Annotated in this window: 18 protein-coding genes; 16 read left to right on the top strand and 2 right to left on the bottom strand. The window is 34.9% G+C overall.

Annotated elements, in window-relative coordinates:
- The first annotated feature begins 6 nt into the window (after nt 1-6).
- The 11 genes from HMPREF1140_RS08785 (at nt 7) to HMPREF1140_RS08735 (ending at nt 12592) form a co-directional block, all read left to right on the top strand.
- Complete coding sequence (locus tag HMPREF1140_RS08785; protein WP_009663442.1) at nt 7-1149, top strand: YkvI family membrane protein; 1143 nt, start codon at nt 7-9, stop codon at nt 1147-1149.
- 136 nt (nt 1150-1285) lie between these two features.
- Complete coding sequence (locus HMPREF1140_RS08780) at nt 1286-1972, top strand: GntR family transcriptional regulator (RefSeq protein WP_009663453.1); 687 nt, start codon at nt 1286-1288, stop codon at nt 1970-1972.
- Nucleotides 1973-2290: 318 nt separating this feature from the next.
- Complete coding sequence (locus tag HMPREF1140_RS08775; protein WP_009663496.1) at nt 2291-3061, top strand: acyl-CoA dehydratase activase; 771 nt, start codon at nt 2291-2293, stop codon at nt 3059-3061.
- Between the two features lie 30 nt (nt 3062-3091).
- Complete coding sequence (locus HMPREF1140_RS08770; protein ID WP_009663420.1) at nt 3092-4321, top strand: 2-hydroxyacyl-CoA dehydratase subunit D; 1230 nt, start codon at nt 3092-3094, stop codon at nt 4319-4321.
- A gap of 10 nt (nt 4322-4331) precedes the next feature.
- Nucleotides 4332-5438 carry a 2-hydroxyacyl-CoA dehydratase subunit D gene (locus HMPREF1140_RS08765; RefSeq protein WP_009663502.1) on the top strand — a complete coding sequence of 369 codons (1107 nt, stop codon included), beginning with the start codon at nt 4332-4334 and terminating at the stop codon, nt 5436-5438.
- A 10-nt stretch (nt 5439-5448) separates the two neighbouring features.
- Nucleotides 5449-6603, top strand: a complete 1155-nt coding sequence (locus HMPREF1140_RS08760) for a YkvI family membrane protein (RefSeq protein WP_009663472.1) — start codon at nt 5449-5451, stop codon at nt 6601-6603.
- A 20-nt stretch (nt 6604-6623) separates the two neighbouring features.
- A complete protein-coding gene (locus HMPREF1140_RS08755; protein ID WP_009663439.1) occupies nt 6624-7856 on the top strand; it encodes a CaiB/BaiF CoA transferase family protein in 1233 nt (410 codons plus the stop codon).
- Nucleotides 7857-7939: 83 nt separating this feature from the next.
- Nucleotides 7940-9487: a class I adenylate-forming enzyme family protein gene (locus HMPREF1140_RS08750; protein ID WP_009663427.1), complete on the top strand. Its 1548-nt coding sequence runs from the start codon at nt 7940-7942 to the stop codon at nt 9485-9487.
- Nucleotides 9451-10599, top strand: coding sequence for an acyl-CoA dehydrogenase family protein (locus HMPREF1140_RS08745; RefSeq protein ID WP_009663489.1), 1149 nt, complete (start codon nt 9451-9453; stop codon nt 10597-10599). Before HMPREF1140_RS08750 ends, HMPREF1140_RS08745 begins: the two co-directional genes overlap by 37 nt.
- A 12-nt stretch (nt 10600-10611) precedes the next feature.
- Nucleotides 10612-11400 (top strand): electron transfer flavoprotein subunit beta, encoded by a 789-nt coding sequence (gene etfB / locus HMPREF1140_RS08740; protein WP_009663490.1) that lies wholly within the window; start codon nt 10612-10614, stop codon nt 11398-11400.
- Between the two features lie 10 nt (nt 11401-11410).
- Nucleotides 11411-12592, top strand: coding sequence for an electron transfer flavoprotein subunit alpha (locus tag HMPREF1140_RS08735; protein ID WP_035620198.1), 1182 nt, complete (start codon nt 11411-11413; stop codon nt 12590-12592).
- 440 nt (nt 12593-13032) lie between these two features.
- Here the strand turns inward: HMPREF1140_RS08735 and ymfI are convergent, their stop codons facing one another.
- Nucleotides 13033-13752, bottom strand: a complete 720-nt coding sequence (ymfI, locus tag HMPREF1140_RS08730; RefSeq protein ID WP_009663524.1) for an elongation factor P 5-aminopentanone reductase — start codon at nt 13750-13752, stop codon at nt 13033-13035.
- Between the two features lie 717 nt (nt 13753-14469).
- Here ymfI and HMPREF1140_RS08725 point away from each other — a divergent pair.
- Complete coding sequence (locus HMPREF1140_RS08725) at nt 14470-14736, top strand: hypothetical protein (protein WP_009663520.1); 267 nt, start codon at nt 14470-14472, stop codon at nt 14734-14736.
- A gap of 111 nt (nt 14737-14847) precedes the next feature.
- Here HMPREF1140_RS08725 and HMPREF1140_RS08720 read toward each other — a convergent pair whose 3' ends face one another.
- Nucleotides 14848-15315, bottom strand: coding sequence for an RrF2 family transcriptional regulator (locus HMPREF1140_RS08720; RefSeq protein WP_009663486.1), 468 nt, complete (start codon nt 15313-15315; stop codon nt 14848-14850).
- 246 nt (nt 15316-15561) lie between these two features.
- Here HMPREF1140_RS08720 and HMPREF1140_RS08715 point away from each other — a divergent pair, with 246 nt between their 5' ends.
- The 4 genes from HMPREF1140_RS08715 to rpmA all read left to right on the top strand — a co-directional run bounded on the left by HMPREF1140_RS08715 (nt 15562) and on the right by rpmA (nt 17000).
- Nucleotides 15562-15969, top strand: a complete 408-nt coding sequence (locus tag HMPREF1140_RS08715) for a GerW family sporulation protein (protein WP_035620219.1) — start codon at nt 15562-15564, stop codon at nt 15967-15969.
- A gap of 108 nt (nt 15970-16077) precedes the next feature.
- Entirely contained in the window at nt 16078-16386 is a 309-nt protein-coding gene (gene rplU / locus HMPREF1140_RS08710; protein WP_007592302.1) for a 50S ribosomal protein L21, read from the top strand.
- A gap of 5 nt (nt 16387-16391) precedes the next feature.
- Nucleotides 16392-16709 (top strand): ribosomal-processing cysteine protease Prp, encoded by a 318-nt coding sequence (locus HMPREF1140_RS08705; protein ID WP_009663463.1) that lies wholly within the window; start codon nt 16392-16394, stop codon nt 16707-16709.
- Entirely contained in the window at nt 16710-17000 is a 291-nt protein-coding gene (gene rpmA / locus HMPREF1140_RS08700) for a 50S ribosomal protein L27 (protein WP_007592297.1), read from the top strand.
- Nucleotides 17001-17034 lie beyond the last annotated feature (34 nt).

The raw sequence follows: 17034 nt of genomic DNA, 5'->3' as shown, positions 1-17034 counted from the left end.
AAGTATATGGATAAGAATACTTCTCAAAAATCAGCTTTAGGGGCAATGTTTTCAGTTGCAGCGGTTTGGTTTGGCACACATGTAGGTGGTGGATTTGCAACAGGTAATCAAACTGTACAGTATTTTGTAAAGTATAGATTTACCGCCCTGTTTATGCCTGCATTGGTAATAATACTTTTGGGATGGTGCTATTATAATGGTGCAGTAATGGCTAAGAATCACAAAGCTTTCCGTTATGATGAATTGGCACATCATTTATATGCTCCATTTTCATCTGCAGGTAAATTGTTTTTTGATATTGCTTTCTTCGTATTGGTTGTAGTAGGTGCCGGTATTGCAATTGCAGGTGGAGGAAAGTTGTTTGCAAGCCTTTGGGGATTGAACTTTTACATCGGTTGTATAATAACAGGAGCGATATTCTTTGTTCTGACTATATTCGGAGCAGGACTTGTTAGAAAGGCATCTACAATTATAACAATTATGATTTTGGTTTGCCTTATTGCACTATTGATTCCGGGATTGTCACTTGGACAGGCAGGCATAAGTGAAGTTGCTGCAACAAAGCATGTAGAAGGATCTTTAGGAACTGCAATATGGAACGGATTGTTGTACGCCGGATTTCAGAGTTTGGTAGTTGCATCTATTATCAGTACATCTCAACTTCTTGATACAACAAAAAAATGTATGGGATTTGCTATAATTGGAACTGTTATAAACGGTCTTATGACAGCACTTTGTGCCATAATGATACTGGGAAATATGAATGCGCTCACACAACTTGAAGATGGTATGAGTCTTCCGATTTTCAATATAGCTAAATTTTTAAATGCACCAATTTTGTTATATGCATATTCAGTTATATTGTTCTGTGCATTTGTATCAACAGGTGTAGGAGTAGTATTTGGACTTGTAACAAGATTTGAGAAAGTTGGATTTAAATCATTAAATATCGAGCAAAGAAGAATAATTATATCACTCATTTCAATTGTGATAGCTACATTGTTGTCATTTGCAGGACTTACAAAGCTTATAGCTGTAGGTTATGGTTGGATTGGTAGAGTTTGTGTATTCTTGCTTGTAATACCTTTGGCAGTTGTGGCTCCTATAAAGAACGCGAAGTTTAAAAAGGAACACCCTGAAGTAGAATAAAAATAAGGTGAATCAGATGTAGATCGGGTATGGAAACATACCTGATCTTTTTTGAGAAAAAAATCAACTTTTGTAGTATAATTTACTAAGAAACATAATAAATCAGTTTAATAAATGGTTTTAAAGGATAAATAAAATGACAGAAGAGAAAAAGGTGTATACTGCCGAAGAAGTTTACAAGAGTATTTTAAAAAGGATTATAAGGCTTGAGCTTGAACCGGGACAACTTATAAGTGAAAATCAAATGTGCATAGATTATGGTGTATCACGATCTATAATAAGAAATGCATTTACAAAATTGGCACAGCTGAAATTTGTAGAAGTAAGACCTCAGAGAGGTACCTATGTAACACAAATTGATTTAAATTATATATCAGATCTGTTAATGCTTAGAACAGCGGTAGAAAAAGAAGTTATATATGAGATGTTTACCAAGTTGGATGAGTCTGCGAGACTGGAATTGGTAAAAAAGCTTGAGAAGAATATTGAAGAAGAAGAGAAGTATATAGATGAGAAGACATATTCGCGTAGATTTGGAATACTTGATAGCGAATTTCATAAAACTATGATAGACAGTGTGAACAGATACGCGTTAGTTGTAATTCTGAGTGATATTATGCTTCACATTTCCAGGTGGAGAAACTTTGATGTTAAGTTTGCAAATCGTATACATGAGCTTGTAGAGGAACATAAGAATATAGTAAAAGGGATAAAGAGTAATGACCTTTATAAAGCACAAGAGTGCATGGCTGCACACTTAGAAACAATTACAGATATATATGAAAGTGCAATAAAGCAATATCCCAAATATTTTATATCATAAAAAACGCAAAATAAAGCTTAAGTTTTGCAATCTTTATCAATATGGTAAAGTTTACTACATGGATCTGAAGTGCATTAATATTATAGTGCAATATTATGGCGAGAAATTATAATAATATACTAAATATACAAAAAATGATATAAAATAATAAATAGATAAAAAAATAAATAAAAAAATACATGTAAATATGGTAAAAATGCATATTTACAAAAATATTAAGAATTGATAATATTATAACATAGATGTTAGTTATATTATTAACACATTTATTTTTGGGATTACTTGTATACTAGTAGACAAGATATAAAGGAGAAATTTATGTACACATTAGGTGTTGATATCGGATCAACTACTTCAAAGGCTGTAATATTGGAGGATGGAGAAAACATAGTAGCTTCTTCAATAGTTGTAGCAACTGTGGGAACAGCCGGTGTAGAAGAAGCTGTAAAAAATGTACTAAACTCTTCAAAGTTGGAATTAAAAGATATTAAGTCGGTAGTTGCTACAGGTTATGGAAGAATGAACTACGATTTGGCTGATTACAAAGTCAGTGAGTTGACGTGCCACGCACTTGGAGTACATAAAGAGTTTCCTAATGTCAGAACGGTAATAGATATCGGTGGACAGGATGCGAAAGTAATATCACTTGCAGCTAACGGTAAAATGACAAATTTTGTTATGAATGATAAATGCGCTGCAGGAACAGGAAGATTTCTTGATGTGATGGCTAATATTCTTAATCTCCAAATAGACGAGTTGGAGATTGAGGCGTTAAAATCTGATAATCCTGCAAATATATCAAGTACATGTACAGTTTTTGCGGAGTCGGAGGTTATATCTCAGCTTGCTACAGGAAGGAATATACCGGACTTGGTAGCCGGAATATGTAAATCTGTTGCGATAAGAGTTGCAGCTTTAGCTAAGAGAGTCGGAATAGTTGAAGAAGTATGTATGAGTGGTGGTGTAGCTAAAAACTCAGGTGTTAGAAATGCTATGAGTAAAGAACTTGGTGTAGATATAGTGTTTAGTAAGAACGCTCAACTTATGGGAGCACTTGGAGCCGCAATATACGGCTTTAAAAAGTCATAAATTTTTATTTTAAAAAGTAGGAGGAAACCAGTGGAAGAAGCTAAAAAACAAAAGCCTACTATAGATCCAAACAGTGCAAAAGCCAGATTGGGTAAGATAGCAGCAAAGGCATACAGTGACTGCGTAGAGGCTAAAAAGCGAGGCGAATTGGTAGGATGGTGCGCAAGTAACTTTCCGGTAGAGATTCCTGAAACATTAGGATTATATGTATGTTATCCTGAAAATCAGGCAGCCGGAATTGCAGCCAGAGGTGGTGGAGAACGAATGTGTAGTGAGAGTGAAGGCGACGGATATTCTAATGATATATGTGCATATGCCAGAATATCTCTTGCATATATGAAGCTTAAGGAAGCACCGGAACAAGATATGCCACAACCGGATTTCGTTCTATGTTGTAATAATATATGTAACTGTATGATTAAATGGTATGAGAACATTGCTAAAGAATTGAATATTCCTATGATTATGATAGATATTCCTTTTAACCCTGATTATGAAGTTTCAGAGGCAATGACAGCTTATATCAGAAATCAATTCTGGGATGCAATACATCAATTAGAGGAGATTACAGGTAAAAAGTGGAGCAATGAAAGATACGAAGAAGTAAGAAAAATATCAGGAAGAAGCTCCAGAGCATGGCTTGAGGCAACTGCTACAGCTAAATACTCACCTTCACCGTTTAACGGATTTGATTTATTAAATCATATGGCTGTTATGGTTACAGCCAGAGGAAAGCTTGAAGCGGCGGAGGCAATGGAGACTTTGCTTAAAGAGTATAAAGAAAATCATGAAAAAGGTGAGTCTACATTTAAGGGTGAAGAAAAATACAGAATTATGTTTGAAGGTATAGCATGTTGGCCATGGCTTCGTGCTACAGCTACCGGACTTAAGAGTCGTGGAATAAATATGGTTACAACTATATATGCTGATGCTTTCGGATTTATTTATGATGACTTTGATGGAATGTGCAGGGCATATGCAAATGTTCCTAACTGTATGAATATAGAACATGCAAGAGATAAGAGAACAAAGCTTTGTAAAGATAACAGTGTTGAAGGACTTCTTGTACATACAAACAGATCTTGTAAACTTTGGTCGGGATTTATGTCTGAGATGAGCAGACAAATCGGTGAGGAGTGTGGAATTCCTGTTGTAAGTTTTGACGGAGATCAGGCTGATCCAAGAAACTTCTCCGAGGCTCAATATGATACAAGAGTTCAAGGTTTGACAGAAATTATGGAAGTAAATAAGGAAATTTAAGGGGGAGACTATGTGGCATTGTTTAGAAACTTTAAAAAAGGTTAGTGTGTCTCCAAAGGAACAGCTCGACAAATACCTTTCAGAAGGAAAGAAAGTTATAGCTGTTGCACCTGTATATACACCTGAGGAGATAATTCATGCTTTTGGATTTGTACCGATGGGAGTATGGGGAGCGGATATTGAAATAAACGAGTCAAAGAAATATTATCCTGCATTTATTTGCTCAATAATGCAGACTGTATTGGAACTTGGAATAAAAGGAAAATATTCCGGAGTAAGTGCAATAGTAGTTCCGTCACTTTGCGATTCGCTTAAAACTTTAGGACAAAACTGGAAATATGCAGTGAAAGATATTCCGTTTATACCGATGACTTACCCACAAAACAGAAAACCCGATTATGCGGTTGATTTTACTGTTGAAATGTATAAGAGAGTAATAAATGACTTGGAGAATATCACAGGTGAAAAGTTTGATGAGAGTAAACTCAAAAAAACATATGAAATCTATAATGAACATAATAGGGTAATGAGAGAATTCTCAAAGATTTCAGAAGATTATGAAGTATCTGCAGCAGACAGAAGTGCAGTGTTTAAGAGTGCATGGTTTATGCTTAAAGAAGAGCATACAGAACTTGTTAAGGAATTTATCGAGCTTATTAAAAAAGAAGGAAAGATTTCTAAGAAGCTGAGAGTTTACACAACAGGTATATTGGCTGATGCACCGGATTTACTTAATATATTTGACAGTAATAATCTGCAGATAGTAGGTGATGATATAGCATATGAATCAAGACAATATAGAACAGACATTACAAATGGAAATGATTTATATGCTTTAGCAAAGAAATTTTCAGAAATGGATAATTGTTCACTGCTGTATGACAGAGATAAAAAAAGAGTAAGCTTCATAATTGAAGAAGCTAAGAAGAAAAAAGCAGATGGTATAGTAGTTCTTATGACTAAATTCTGCGATCCTGAAGAATTTGATTATGTGCCAATAAAGAGAGCGGCAGATGAGGCAGGTATTCCACATATAAATATAGAAGTGGACAGACAAATGAAAAATTATCAGCAAGCAAATACTATGTTACAAACATTTGCAGATATGTTGATTTAGGAGGAACATCATGATTAATAAGGACAAAATGCCTGTGGTGATAGGCGTAGCATTCGTATGGTTTACAACTCAGTTTGGTGGCGGTTTTGCATCAGGAAACCAGTTGAGAGCATTCTTTTTGAACTTCGGAATATGGGCATTTGTAACCTGTATTCTTACTCAAGCAATCGGTGCATTCTATCAGTGGTATGCACTTAAATATGCTAAGAAACATGAATTATATAACTATGCAAGTTTCAATAAGAGCTTCTATAGATTTAATGATAAGTTCGGAAAAAGGGCCGGAGATGTTTTGGCTGTAGTTTTCAGTACATTATATGAATTGGTTTATATAGTAACCATTTGTGTAGCACCTGCAGCAGCTTTTGCAACCGGTGTAGCTACAATGGAAAAGTCCTTTGGAATTCATCATTGGATCGGAACAATATTTACAGGCTTATTTATCTTTATTGTTGCTGTTTACGGTACAAATGTTGTTAGAAAAGTGGCATCAACACTTTCAGTTTTAATAGTTGCAGGATTATTTCTTGTTTATATACCTAATATTGTTATGCAGTGGGGAGACATAATGTCAAATCTTTCAGCAGAGATTGCAAATCCTGCACCTGTCGGACCTGCTTTGATAAAGGGTATTGTATATGCTGCATTCCAGTTGGGTGCAATAGGTTTGCTTGTACAGCATGCTAAACCTTTTGATTCTCATCATTTGGCAAGGACATCAATGGTATACGGATTTTTTGTAAACGGTTTTATATGCTTACTTGCAGTTCTTGGGCTTACAGCTATTATAAATGAACCTGATTTTGCTAAGGAATCTATTCCTCTTATTATCCTTGTAAATAAAGGATTTGCACCTGATATCTTAAGACCTATGATTTCAATACTTATTGTTTTAGGTTCTGTATCAACCGCAGTAAATATGATTGCCGGAATGAGCAACAGAATTTGTTCATCTATTGATAAGAATTTTGATCCTAATAATAAACCGGGTGTAAATGTTATTGTTGTTACATTAGTATGTACATTACTTGCATTCTTTATTGCACAGTTAGGTTTAAACAAGATAGTTGCAGTTGGATATAAGTATTTAGGTTATCTTACAATACCTGTAATTATGATACCTTATCTTATTCATATGGCTGTTACAAAGTTTGATGAAGAGTAAATTAAAAAGGGAGAAGAAAGATGAGTAAACCTTTAGAGGGCGTGAAAGTAGTTGAGTTGGCAACATTTATTGCAGCTTCAACATCAGGAAGATTTATGGCTGATTTGGGCGCCGATGTTATAAAAATTGAATCAGCAAAAGGAGATCCGCTAAGATATACAGCACCAAGTGAGGGCAGACCTCTTGATATGTATGAGAATACAACATGGGATCTTGAAAACGGAAATAAAAGATGTATTTCTTTGGATATGAGAAACCCTGAGGCAAAGGAAGCATTCTTTAAACTTCTGGACACTGCAGATGTACTTATAACAAACTGGAGAGTACAGGCACTTGAGAGAGCAGGTTTAGACTATGAAACACTTAAGAAGAGATATCCTAAGCTTGTTTATGCTATTTGTACAGGATATGGAGAGTTCGGACCTGATAAGGACCTTCCGGGATTTGACTTTACAGCATTCTTTGCAAGAGGTGGATACCTTGATTCCCTAAGACAAAAGGGAAGCGTTCCTATGAATGTAGTACCGGGACTTGGAGACCATAATGTCGGAATGAACCTGGTTGCAGGAATTCTTGCAGCACTTTATCAGGCAAAAGTTAAGGGAGTTGGTGAAAAGGTTGAAACATCATTATTTGAAAGTGCTATATTTAATTTCGGAATGATGATTCAAGCATCGAACTATGAAGGAATAGCACAAAACTATCCTATAGATGTAAGAGAAAGTGCCAATCCTTTCAATGCAGCCTGGAGAACAAAGGATGAAAGATTTATCCAAACATGTATGCCTGACTACAATACTTATTATAAGAAATTTATGGCAGCTATCGGCAGAGAAGATTTGGTAGAAAGTGATAAGTATTTCCCGGTTCAAAGCTTACAGGCTAATAAACTTGGAACAGAAGTATATGATATTGTAATGGAAGCTATCAATAAGAAGGACATGGAGTATTGGAGAACAGTATTTACAGAGGCTGATATTCCGTTTGCTTTAGCACAAAACTGGATGGAAATCAGAAATGATAAGCAGGCTGAGGCGAACAATTGTTTCTATGATATGACATATGAAAATGGAAATACAAGACGATTGGTTAGACTTCCTGTAAAGTTTACAGAGATGGGAGCGCCTGATTATAAGAGAGGTCCACTTATCGGTGAGAACGGAAGAGAGGTACTGAAAGAAATAGGCTATAGCGATTCTGATGTAGATAAGCTCATAGATACTAATGCTCTGTACATCTGGGAAAAAAAGTAAAAAAGCAAAAAAGGACTTTATAGTCCTTTTTTAGCTCAATTTAACTTGTATACAAGTATCTCATTGATTTTAAAGGTAGGAAAATGTTTGTAAATATTATTGAAGTATTAAAAAATAATGCGATTAAATATGCTGATAATATAGCGCTCGAGGATGAGAATAAGAGTTTATCCTGGAAAGAATTGGATAAAAGTTCAGATAGCATTGCACAAATTTTTCTAAAAATGGGATATGAAAAAGGCTGTCACATTGGAGTATCCGGTAAGAACAGTATTGAATGGGCTGAGATTTTTCTGGGGATTTTAAAGTTTGGCGGTATACCTGTATTATTAAATACTCAATGGAAAACATGTGAACTTAAAAAAATTGTAGAACACTGTGATATTGAATGTATTATATATGATAATAATATCACTACTATGAATAAATTATGTAGTGACAAGGTTAAGTGTATTTGTTTCAGTGAAGTTAAGGATAATATAATATTTTCAAGTGATATTAAGGCTTGTAATGCTGATATTAATGCAAAAGATACTGCATGTATAATTTTCACATCAGGTTCTACTTCCATGCCAAAGGCGGTTATGTTAAGTCATGAGAATATATTGAGCAACTCAAGCTCTATTGTTAAGGCATTGCATTGGAACAGTGAAGATAAGATGTGTATATGTGTACCTATGTTTCACTGCTTTGGGCTTACAGCAGGATTAATCTCAGGAATAGTAAGTAAGGCCGGTGTATATATAATTGGTGATTTTAGAAATAAAAAGGTATTTGAAGCAATAACAACTAAAAAGTGTAATATTCTCAGTGGTGTTCCAAGTATGTTTCTAATTTTCTATGAAAAATACGGAGACAGAAAATTTTTCGGTTTGAAGAGCGGGATTATTGCCGGATCACCTATACTATTGAATGATTACAGAAAAATTCTTGCTATGTTTCCAAAGATGAAACTGTTAACTTCATACGGTCAGTCCGAGACATCACCATGTGTAACAGTATCTGATTGGGACACTGATATAGAAAATATGCCTATTCATTGCGGAAAAGCGATAGAGGGTGTAAGCGTAAAAATTGACAGTGATTTCGTTCTTAAAGAGGGAGAAAATATACTCTGTGGCGAGGTATTGGTCAAAGGTGTCAATGTTATGCAGGGATATTATAATAATCCTATTGAAAACGAAAAGATATTTACGAATGACGGATGGCTAAGGACCGGAGATTTGGGATATTTAGACAGTGACGGTAATCTATACATAAAGGCCAGAAAAAAGGATGTTATTATAAAACTTGGTGAAAAAATATCACCAATGGAAATAGAAGAAGTTGTATACAAGATAGACGGCATAAAACATGCAAAGGTATGTGGTATTCCTGAAAAAATAGTGCAGGAAGAGGTAGCTCTTTGTATTGTTACAGACAGGGAGATTTCAGATGAATATATTATTGATTATTTGAAACAATATTTATCGGAATATAAATTACCAAAAAAAATTTTTAGATTTGATAGTTTCCCTTCTACCTCAAATGGAAAGATAGATATTGCCGCATTAAAAAATAAGATTAATAGAATATTAGACAAAGGAGAAAATCAATGTCAGAATGCTATTTTACAGAACAACATGAATTGATTAGAAAGCTTGCAAAAGATTTTGCTGAGAAAGAACTTACGAAGGAATTACTCGATGAAGTGGAAGAGACAGGGGTATTTCCGGAGGAAGTATTGCAGAAGATGGCTAAGGCCGGATTCTTTGGAATAAAGATTCCAAAAGAACTTGGTGGACAAGGAGCGGATGCAAGAAGCTATGTCCTTGTAATGTCAGAAATAGCAAAGGCATCAGGTGTTGCCAGTATATATGTATCAAGCCCTAATTCGCTCTCAGGTGGGCCGTTGTTGATAGCAGGAAATGATGAGCAAAAGAAAAAGTATCTAACTCCGGTTGTTAAAGGTGAAAAGAAACTTGCGTTTGCTTTAACTGAGCCGGGTGCAGGATCTGATGCTGCAGGTATGACTACAACAGCGGTAAAAGACGGAGATTATTATATCTTAAACGGAAGAAAATGCTTTATAACAATGGCTCCTTTATCAGATTATGCAGTTGTTTTTGCAAAAACAGATATGACAAAGGGAACAAGAGGTGTAAGTGCATTTGTAATTGATATGAAACAGGAAGGTGTCAGTTGCGGAAAACACGAAGACAAGATGGGACTTATAGGATGTGCAACATCTGATATCGTTATGGAAAATGTCAGAGTGCATAAATCAGACATGCTTGGAGAAGAGGGCAAAGGATTTAATCTTGCTATGGCTACACTTGATACAGGTAGACTTGGTGTTGCATCACAGGCAATAGGTGTTGCTGAAGCATGTTTGGAAGAGGCGTGTAAATACGCAAAAGAAAGAAAACAGTTCGGAAAGAACATAGGCGCATTCCAGGCTATAGGATTTACAATAGCGGATATGGCAACAAAACTTGAAGCGGCAAAGCAATTGACATATAGAGCTGCATATATGATGGATACAAAGCAGGATTCGGGTATGGCTGCCAGTATGGCAAAACTCTATGCAACAGAAATTTGTAATGAAATAGCTGCAAAGGCTGTACAGATACATGGTGGATACGGATATATCAAAGATTATAAGGTTGAAAGAATGTATCGTGATTGTAGAGTATTTACTATATATGAGGGAACAAGTCAGGTTCAACAGATTGTTATCAGCTCAAAACTACTAAGGAAATAACGGAGGATACAAATGAAAATATGTGTATGTGCTAAACAGGTTCCTGATACAAATGAAGTAAGAATTGATCCTGTTAAGGGAACATTGATAAGAGAAGGAGTGCCTTCAATATTGAATCCTGATGATGCAAATGCTTTAGAAGCCGCACTTCAGCTAAAAGATGAATATAAAGATACTACAATATCAGTTATAAGCATGGGACCTCCACAAGCAACATATATGCTTAGAGAATGTCTTGCTATGGGTGCAGATGAAGCAGTTCTTTTGAGTGACAGGGCATTTGGTGGTGCCGATACCTGTGCTACATCTACAACAATTGCAGCAGGTATTAAGATGCTTGGTGATGTGGATATTATATTTGGAGGTAGACAGGCTATTGACGGAGATACTGCTCAAGTTGGACCACAGGTTGCTATGAGACTTGGAATTCCTGTAGTTACATATGTACAGAAAATTGTAGAATATACAGGAGATAAAATAAAAGTACAAAGACAGTTGGAAGACGGTTATGAAGTCATAGAAGTGAAATTACCTTGCTTCCTTACTTGCGTAAAAGAATTAAATGAGCCAAGATATATGAGTGTCGGTGCGATTGTTGATGCTTATAAAAAAGATATTAAAATATATAATCATGAAGATGTAAAACTTGATCCGAAGGATTGTGGACTGAATGCTTCTCCAACACAGGTATTTAGATCTTTTACACCCCCTGTTAAGGGAAAAGGTGAAATGCTTCAAGGAAGTAATAAAGATATGGCAAAGCAGCTCGTTGTTAAACTTAAGGAAAAACATTTGATTTAAGGGGGAGAATATGTCAGTTGTAGTTATCGAAAAAGATTGTCGAGGATGTACTAAATGCGTTAAATCTTGTCCGTTTGATGCTATTACTATGGAAAATAAAAAGGCAGTTATCGGAATCGCGTGTACAAGCTGTGGAACATGTATAGAAGTATGCCCATTTGATGCTATAGTAAAAGATGAAGTTGAAAAAGAAGAGCATGATTTATCATTATATCATGATATTTGGGTATTTGCTGAACAAAGACAGGGACAATTACAGGATGTAGCTTTAGAACTTTTGGGAGAAGGAAAAAAGCTGGCAGATGCAAGAGGTTGTCAGTTATGTGCTGTTGTTTGCGGATCCAATCTTACAAATATTGTTGATGAGCTTTTTGCACATGGTGCTCAAAAAGTATATTATATTGAGGATGAAAGACTGAACCAATATACTACAGACGGATATTCAATAGCAATAGGTGATGCTATAGAACAATATAAGCCGGAAATAGTTTTACTCGGTGCAACTCATATCGGTAGAGACTTGGGTCCATGTCTGGCTGTGAACTGTAATACAGGTCTTACAGCAGACTGTACAAAGCTTGAAATAAATGAAGAAACTAAAGGAATTATGCAGACAAGACCCGCATTTGGCGGTAACTTGATGGCAACAATAGTTTGCCCTAATCATAGACCGCAAATGTCTACAGTAAGACCGGGCGTAATGGAAAAGGCTGAAAGAGTAGATGGTGCCAAGGGAGAACTTATAAAGGTACAGACAAAATTAAAAAACGAAGATATTAGAACAAAGGTATTGGAAGTAATAAAAACTGTACAGGAAAAAGTTTCACTTACAGATGCAAAGGTAATTGTTTCGGGTGGAATGGGCCTTGGAAATGCTGAAGGATTCAAGTTATTGGAAAGACTGGCAAAAGCTTTCGGTGGTACTGTTGCTGCTTCAAGGGCTGCAGTAGATGCAGGTTGGATTGATCATGCTTATCAGGTTGGTCAGACAGGGACTACAGTAAAGCCAAGTATATATTTTGCATGTGGAATTTCAGGTGCTATACAGCATGTAGCAGGTATGCAAAACTCGGATCTGATTATAGCAATAAATACTAATGAGAATGCTCCTATTTTTGATATTGCAGATATAGGAATGACAGGGGATTTATATAAAATTATTCCTGATATATTAGAAGAGATGGGTATGTAATAAATATTAAAGAGGATTATCACATAATAATATGGTGATAATCCTTTTTAATAAAATAAATAGTGGATTGTTTAATGGATTAGCAAGATAAAGTTCGCCGAAGCTTATCAAAAAGTAACTTTCAAATTCGTGTTTTATTGGTATATTATCAATAAAAAAGCGCATATATATTTGTACAAGATTCATACAAGAAAAGATATTATAAGGACAATATTCACAAAGTTATAAAGGGGATATTGACATAAAATTAGTTGCTATTTATAATTAAATCATTAAAAGATTGTTGAAGTAACTATGAATATATCGGTAATATTTGATATATTCAAATATTGATATAAAGATATTATATCTTTATATATAAAGGGCTATCATAAATGCTACAGGAAAGACTTGATTTGAATGACTTATAATTAATCCTGCAGTGTATGATAGCCTTCATTTTATGTCCATCCGCCGTCTATTGTGATTATTTGTCCTGTAAGATATTTGGATGTTGCAATTTTGTAGACGAACTCGGCGACTTCATCTACTTCGCCACCTCTTCCAAGCGGTATTTCGTCAAGTATAGCGTTTAATTCTTCCTTATCAAAACATTTATTCATTTCAGTATTGATAAATCCGGGAGAAACTGCATTTACTAAAATATTGCTTGGTGCAAGCTCTTTTGCCAGTGCTTTTGTAAAACTGTTTAGACCGCCCTTAGATGCTGAATATGCTGCTTCCATAGATGCACCTACATTACCCCAAACGGATGAAATGTTTATAATATGCCCTTTTTGTTTCTTTATCATATAAGGAATTATATGCTTTGACATTAAAAACACTGATGTGAGATTAGTATTAATTACATTGTTCCATTCATCTATTGACATATCCTGTATCAAACCGATAAAGGATATACCTGCGTTATTTACCAGTATATCTACAGACCCTATTTCTTTTGTTGAGGATGATATAAAATCTATTACGGCATTTTCGTTTGTGATATCGCAAATACTTGTATAACATTTTACACCTGTATCTTCAATTGTTTTCTTTGTTTCTGCAAGTCCTTTGGCATTTGTTTTTGCGCATCCGATTATATTATATTTATGTTTTGCAAACTCTATTGCAACGGCTCTACCGATACCGCCGGAGGCACCTGTTATAAGTACATTCATAATGTTCCTCTTTTTGTGTATTTTATTTTACATTAAGGTAAAGAAAAAGATATAATTAAAATGAATAATGCAGTTCATACCTTAAAAACCGTATTTTATACCTTTTATATAGATTATATAGAAATTCGTGTATAATGGCAATTGTTAGAGAAATCAGATGTTAAAGAGTGATACAGGGGTTCCATCCAATCTGGAGTGAATTTGTTTGGAGTATATAGGAGATCACAAATCACAGTAAAAAAGCTATCGTTTAGATAGCTTTTTTACGTTAAAAATAAAAACAGATAAATAAACTGCAGTTTATACCTCAAAAACCGCAGTTTATACTTTTTTTATAAAAAACCTATATTTACTGCTATAATCATAATTGTCAAAGCCAAGAAATGTTTGAGAAGTCAAACTTTTCATAATATCAATGTTTTGTTTTAGAGTGATTGTTACAGTGATATAGTAAAGGCTGAGTGATATTCAGGAGTGTTTTAAGAGTGATTGTAGAGTGTGTTATATAGTTGGAGTGATATAATATAGTTAGAGTGATATACTTACGCAAGGGTTAGAATTTTTAGAGTGATAAAAAATGTTAGAGTAAAATAAAAGGCATGGTGATGCAAGGCGCCATGCCTTTTATTTTATTACAAATACCCTGTAGTAACAAAGGTGGAATATATGATTTATAAATGATATAATAATAGAGCCGAATACGATTAAGGAGAAGATATGAAGAGGATATTGTCTTGTATATTTGTAGCGGTTTGGTGCATTTGTATTATATTGCTTGCATTAAACAGCTCTACCGATATTGTTAAATTAAGTGATAAAGCTTTTGAATTCATTATTTTCATGATGGTGTTTGGAATATTCGGGACAATGGTATTTTCAAATATTTTAACCGGAAGGATAAAATTTAGGGCGGCGAGGATTGTTACAATAATACTGTCGGGGATATTTTCAGTGATTTCGTTTTATATGTTTTTAATCAAATAAAATATTGAGGTGTTATATGAGAAGGAAATTACATTTTATATTTGATTCTATATGGATAATATGTCCGGCAGTGTTGTTTTTAAAAATTGAAACGGTTGCCATAGATCACTTTTATGTGATTTTATGACAACCGTTTTTATCAATCAACTCAAGTTCTTTTTCTCTTTTTCTTATATCAAGTTCATCATCAACAAGGTCTTGCAGCGATATGTTGTCAACTACATTGTTAATAGCATCTTCAACTTTTTTAAAAAGATTCTGTGTTACACAAAAGTCTGAATGCACACAGGAACCGTTACCGTCAAGACAGTCAACCGGAGAGAGTGAGCCCTCTGTAAGTCTCAGTATTTCACCTACAGTATATTCCTCGACAGGCTTGATAAGCAAATATCCTCCTTGAGCTCCTCGGATACTTTTCACAAGTTTTGCTTTGGAAAGTATGGAGACGATCTGTTCCAAATATTTTTCTGAAATTCCATATGATTTGGATACCTGATTTATTTTTGTAGGTGTATCGGAGTTTATTGCAAACTCAACCATCATTTTTAAAGCGTATCTACCTCTAGTAGAAATTTTCATTTGATTCCTCTTTTCTATATAATCTGATGATTTATTTAAGTTGAAAGCCTTTGGAGTTTGAGCAAAATCATCAGTTTTACTTAATTTAATACCTAGTGTATAACTAGGAATTGATACTATCATATCAAATCCGGAAATAAATGTAAACTAAGTATGGTGATATTATTATAAATATGTGGTATAATGAAGACTTTAAGAGAGTTTATAAATTTACATATATTATGTTTTATGATAGAAAGGGTAAAGATGGAGAAGAACAGTCGATTTTTTGATAATGCCGAAGCTATATTTAACGGTATGAACACTTTTCTTACAACAAAGACTGTAGTGGGAGAGCCTATTGTTGTAGGTGATACTACAATAATACCTTTGGTTGATGTAAGTTGTGGAATGGCGACAGGTACATTTGAAGAAACTTCAAAGTCAAAGGGCGGCGGCGGAATGAGTGCCAAGATAACACCAAGTGCAATGCTTATTATTCAAGACGGAAGAACAAAGGTTGTGAATATAAAAAATCAGGATGCATTCACTAAAATCATTGATATGATTCCTGAACTTATAAATAAGGTTACAAATAAATCTGATGTAGATAAGGATGCAACAAAGCAGGCAGAGACAATATTAAATGAAAGTGAAAGTAAATATATTGATTGACAATCACTATATTTTTAGTGTATACTTAGTAGGTATGCCGCTCAATGTTGGTTTCAAGCCTGTTTCAGGCACCAATTTTGGCGAGTAATGATAATAGGAGGTATCCTTATGTACGCAATTATTGCTACAGGTGGTAAGCAGTATAAGGTTTCTGAAGGAGATATCATTAGAGTAGAGAAACTTGGAAAAGCAGACGGTGAGGCTGTTACATTTGATCAGGTTCTTGCACTAAACGATGGAGAACTTAAAGTTGGAACACCTACTGTAACAGGAGCAAGTGTTAGTGCATCTGTTCTTAAAGAGGGCAAGGCTAAGAAGGTTATTGTATACAAGTACAAGCCTAAAAAAGGTCACCACAAGAAGAACGGTCACAGACAGCAGTTTACAGAAGTTAAGATTGAAAAGATTAATGCATAATCTTTATGATTGACGTTATTGCATTTGCTAAAAATGGCAAATACACCGGTTTGAAAGTTTTGGGACATGCAAACTTTGATGAAGAAGGTAGGGATATAGTATGTGCGGCGGTTTCAGTGCTTACACTGAACTTGGCGAATTCTATTGAACATTTTTGTGATGACGACTTTACGGTCGATTCTGATGACGGCTTCTTTTCTTTGGTTTTGCATGATAGAAGTGAAAAATCGGGACTATTACTGGATTCATGTATTCTTGGTCTTATGGATATAGGAGAAGAGTACAGAGATTTTATCAAGATTAATTTACAGGAGGTCAAGTAAATGTTAAAAATGAACCTTCAGCTTTTCGCTCATAAAAAGGGAGTTGGATCTACAAAGAACGGTCGTGACTCTGAGTCAAAAAGACTTGGTGCTAAGAGAGCAGACGGACAGTTTGTTTTAGCTGGAAATATACTATACAGACAGAGAGGTACAAAGATTCATCCGGGACTTAATGTAGGTCGTGGTGGTGATGATACTTTGTTCGCTACAGTTGATGGTGTAGTTCGTTTTGAAAGAAAGGGCAGAGACAAAAAGCAGGTTTCTGTTTACCCAAGAGCTATTGCTGAATAAGAGTTGAGACAGGAGGCTTCATACAGATGTATGA

Source organism: Lachnoanaerobaculum sp. ICM7 (assembly GCF_000287675.1).
In the GTDB taxonomy this organism is placed as follows: domain Bacteria; phylum Bacillota; class Clostridia; order Lachnospirales; family Lachnospiraceae; genus Lachnoanaerobaculum.
Note: the sequence above shows the minus strand (reverse complement) of the source record. Positions and strands in the feature narration are given on the sequence as shown.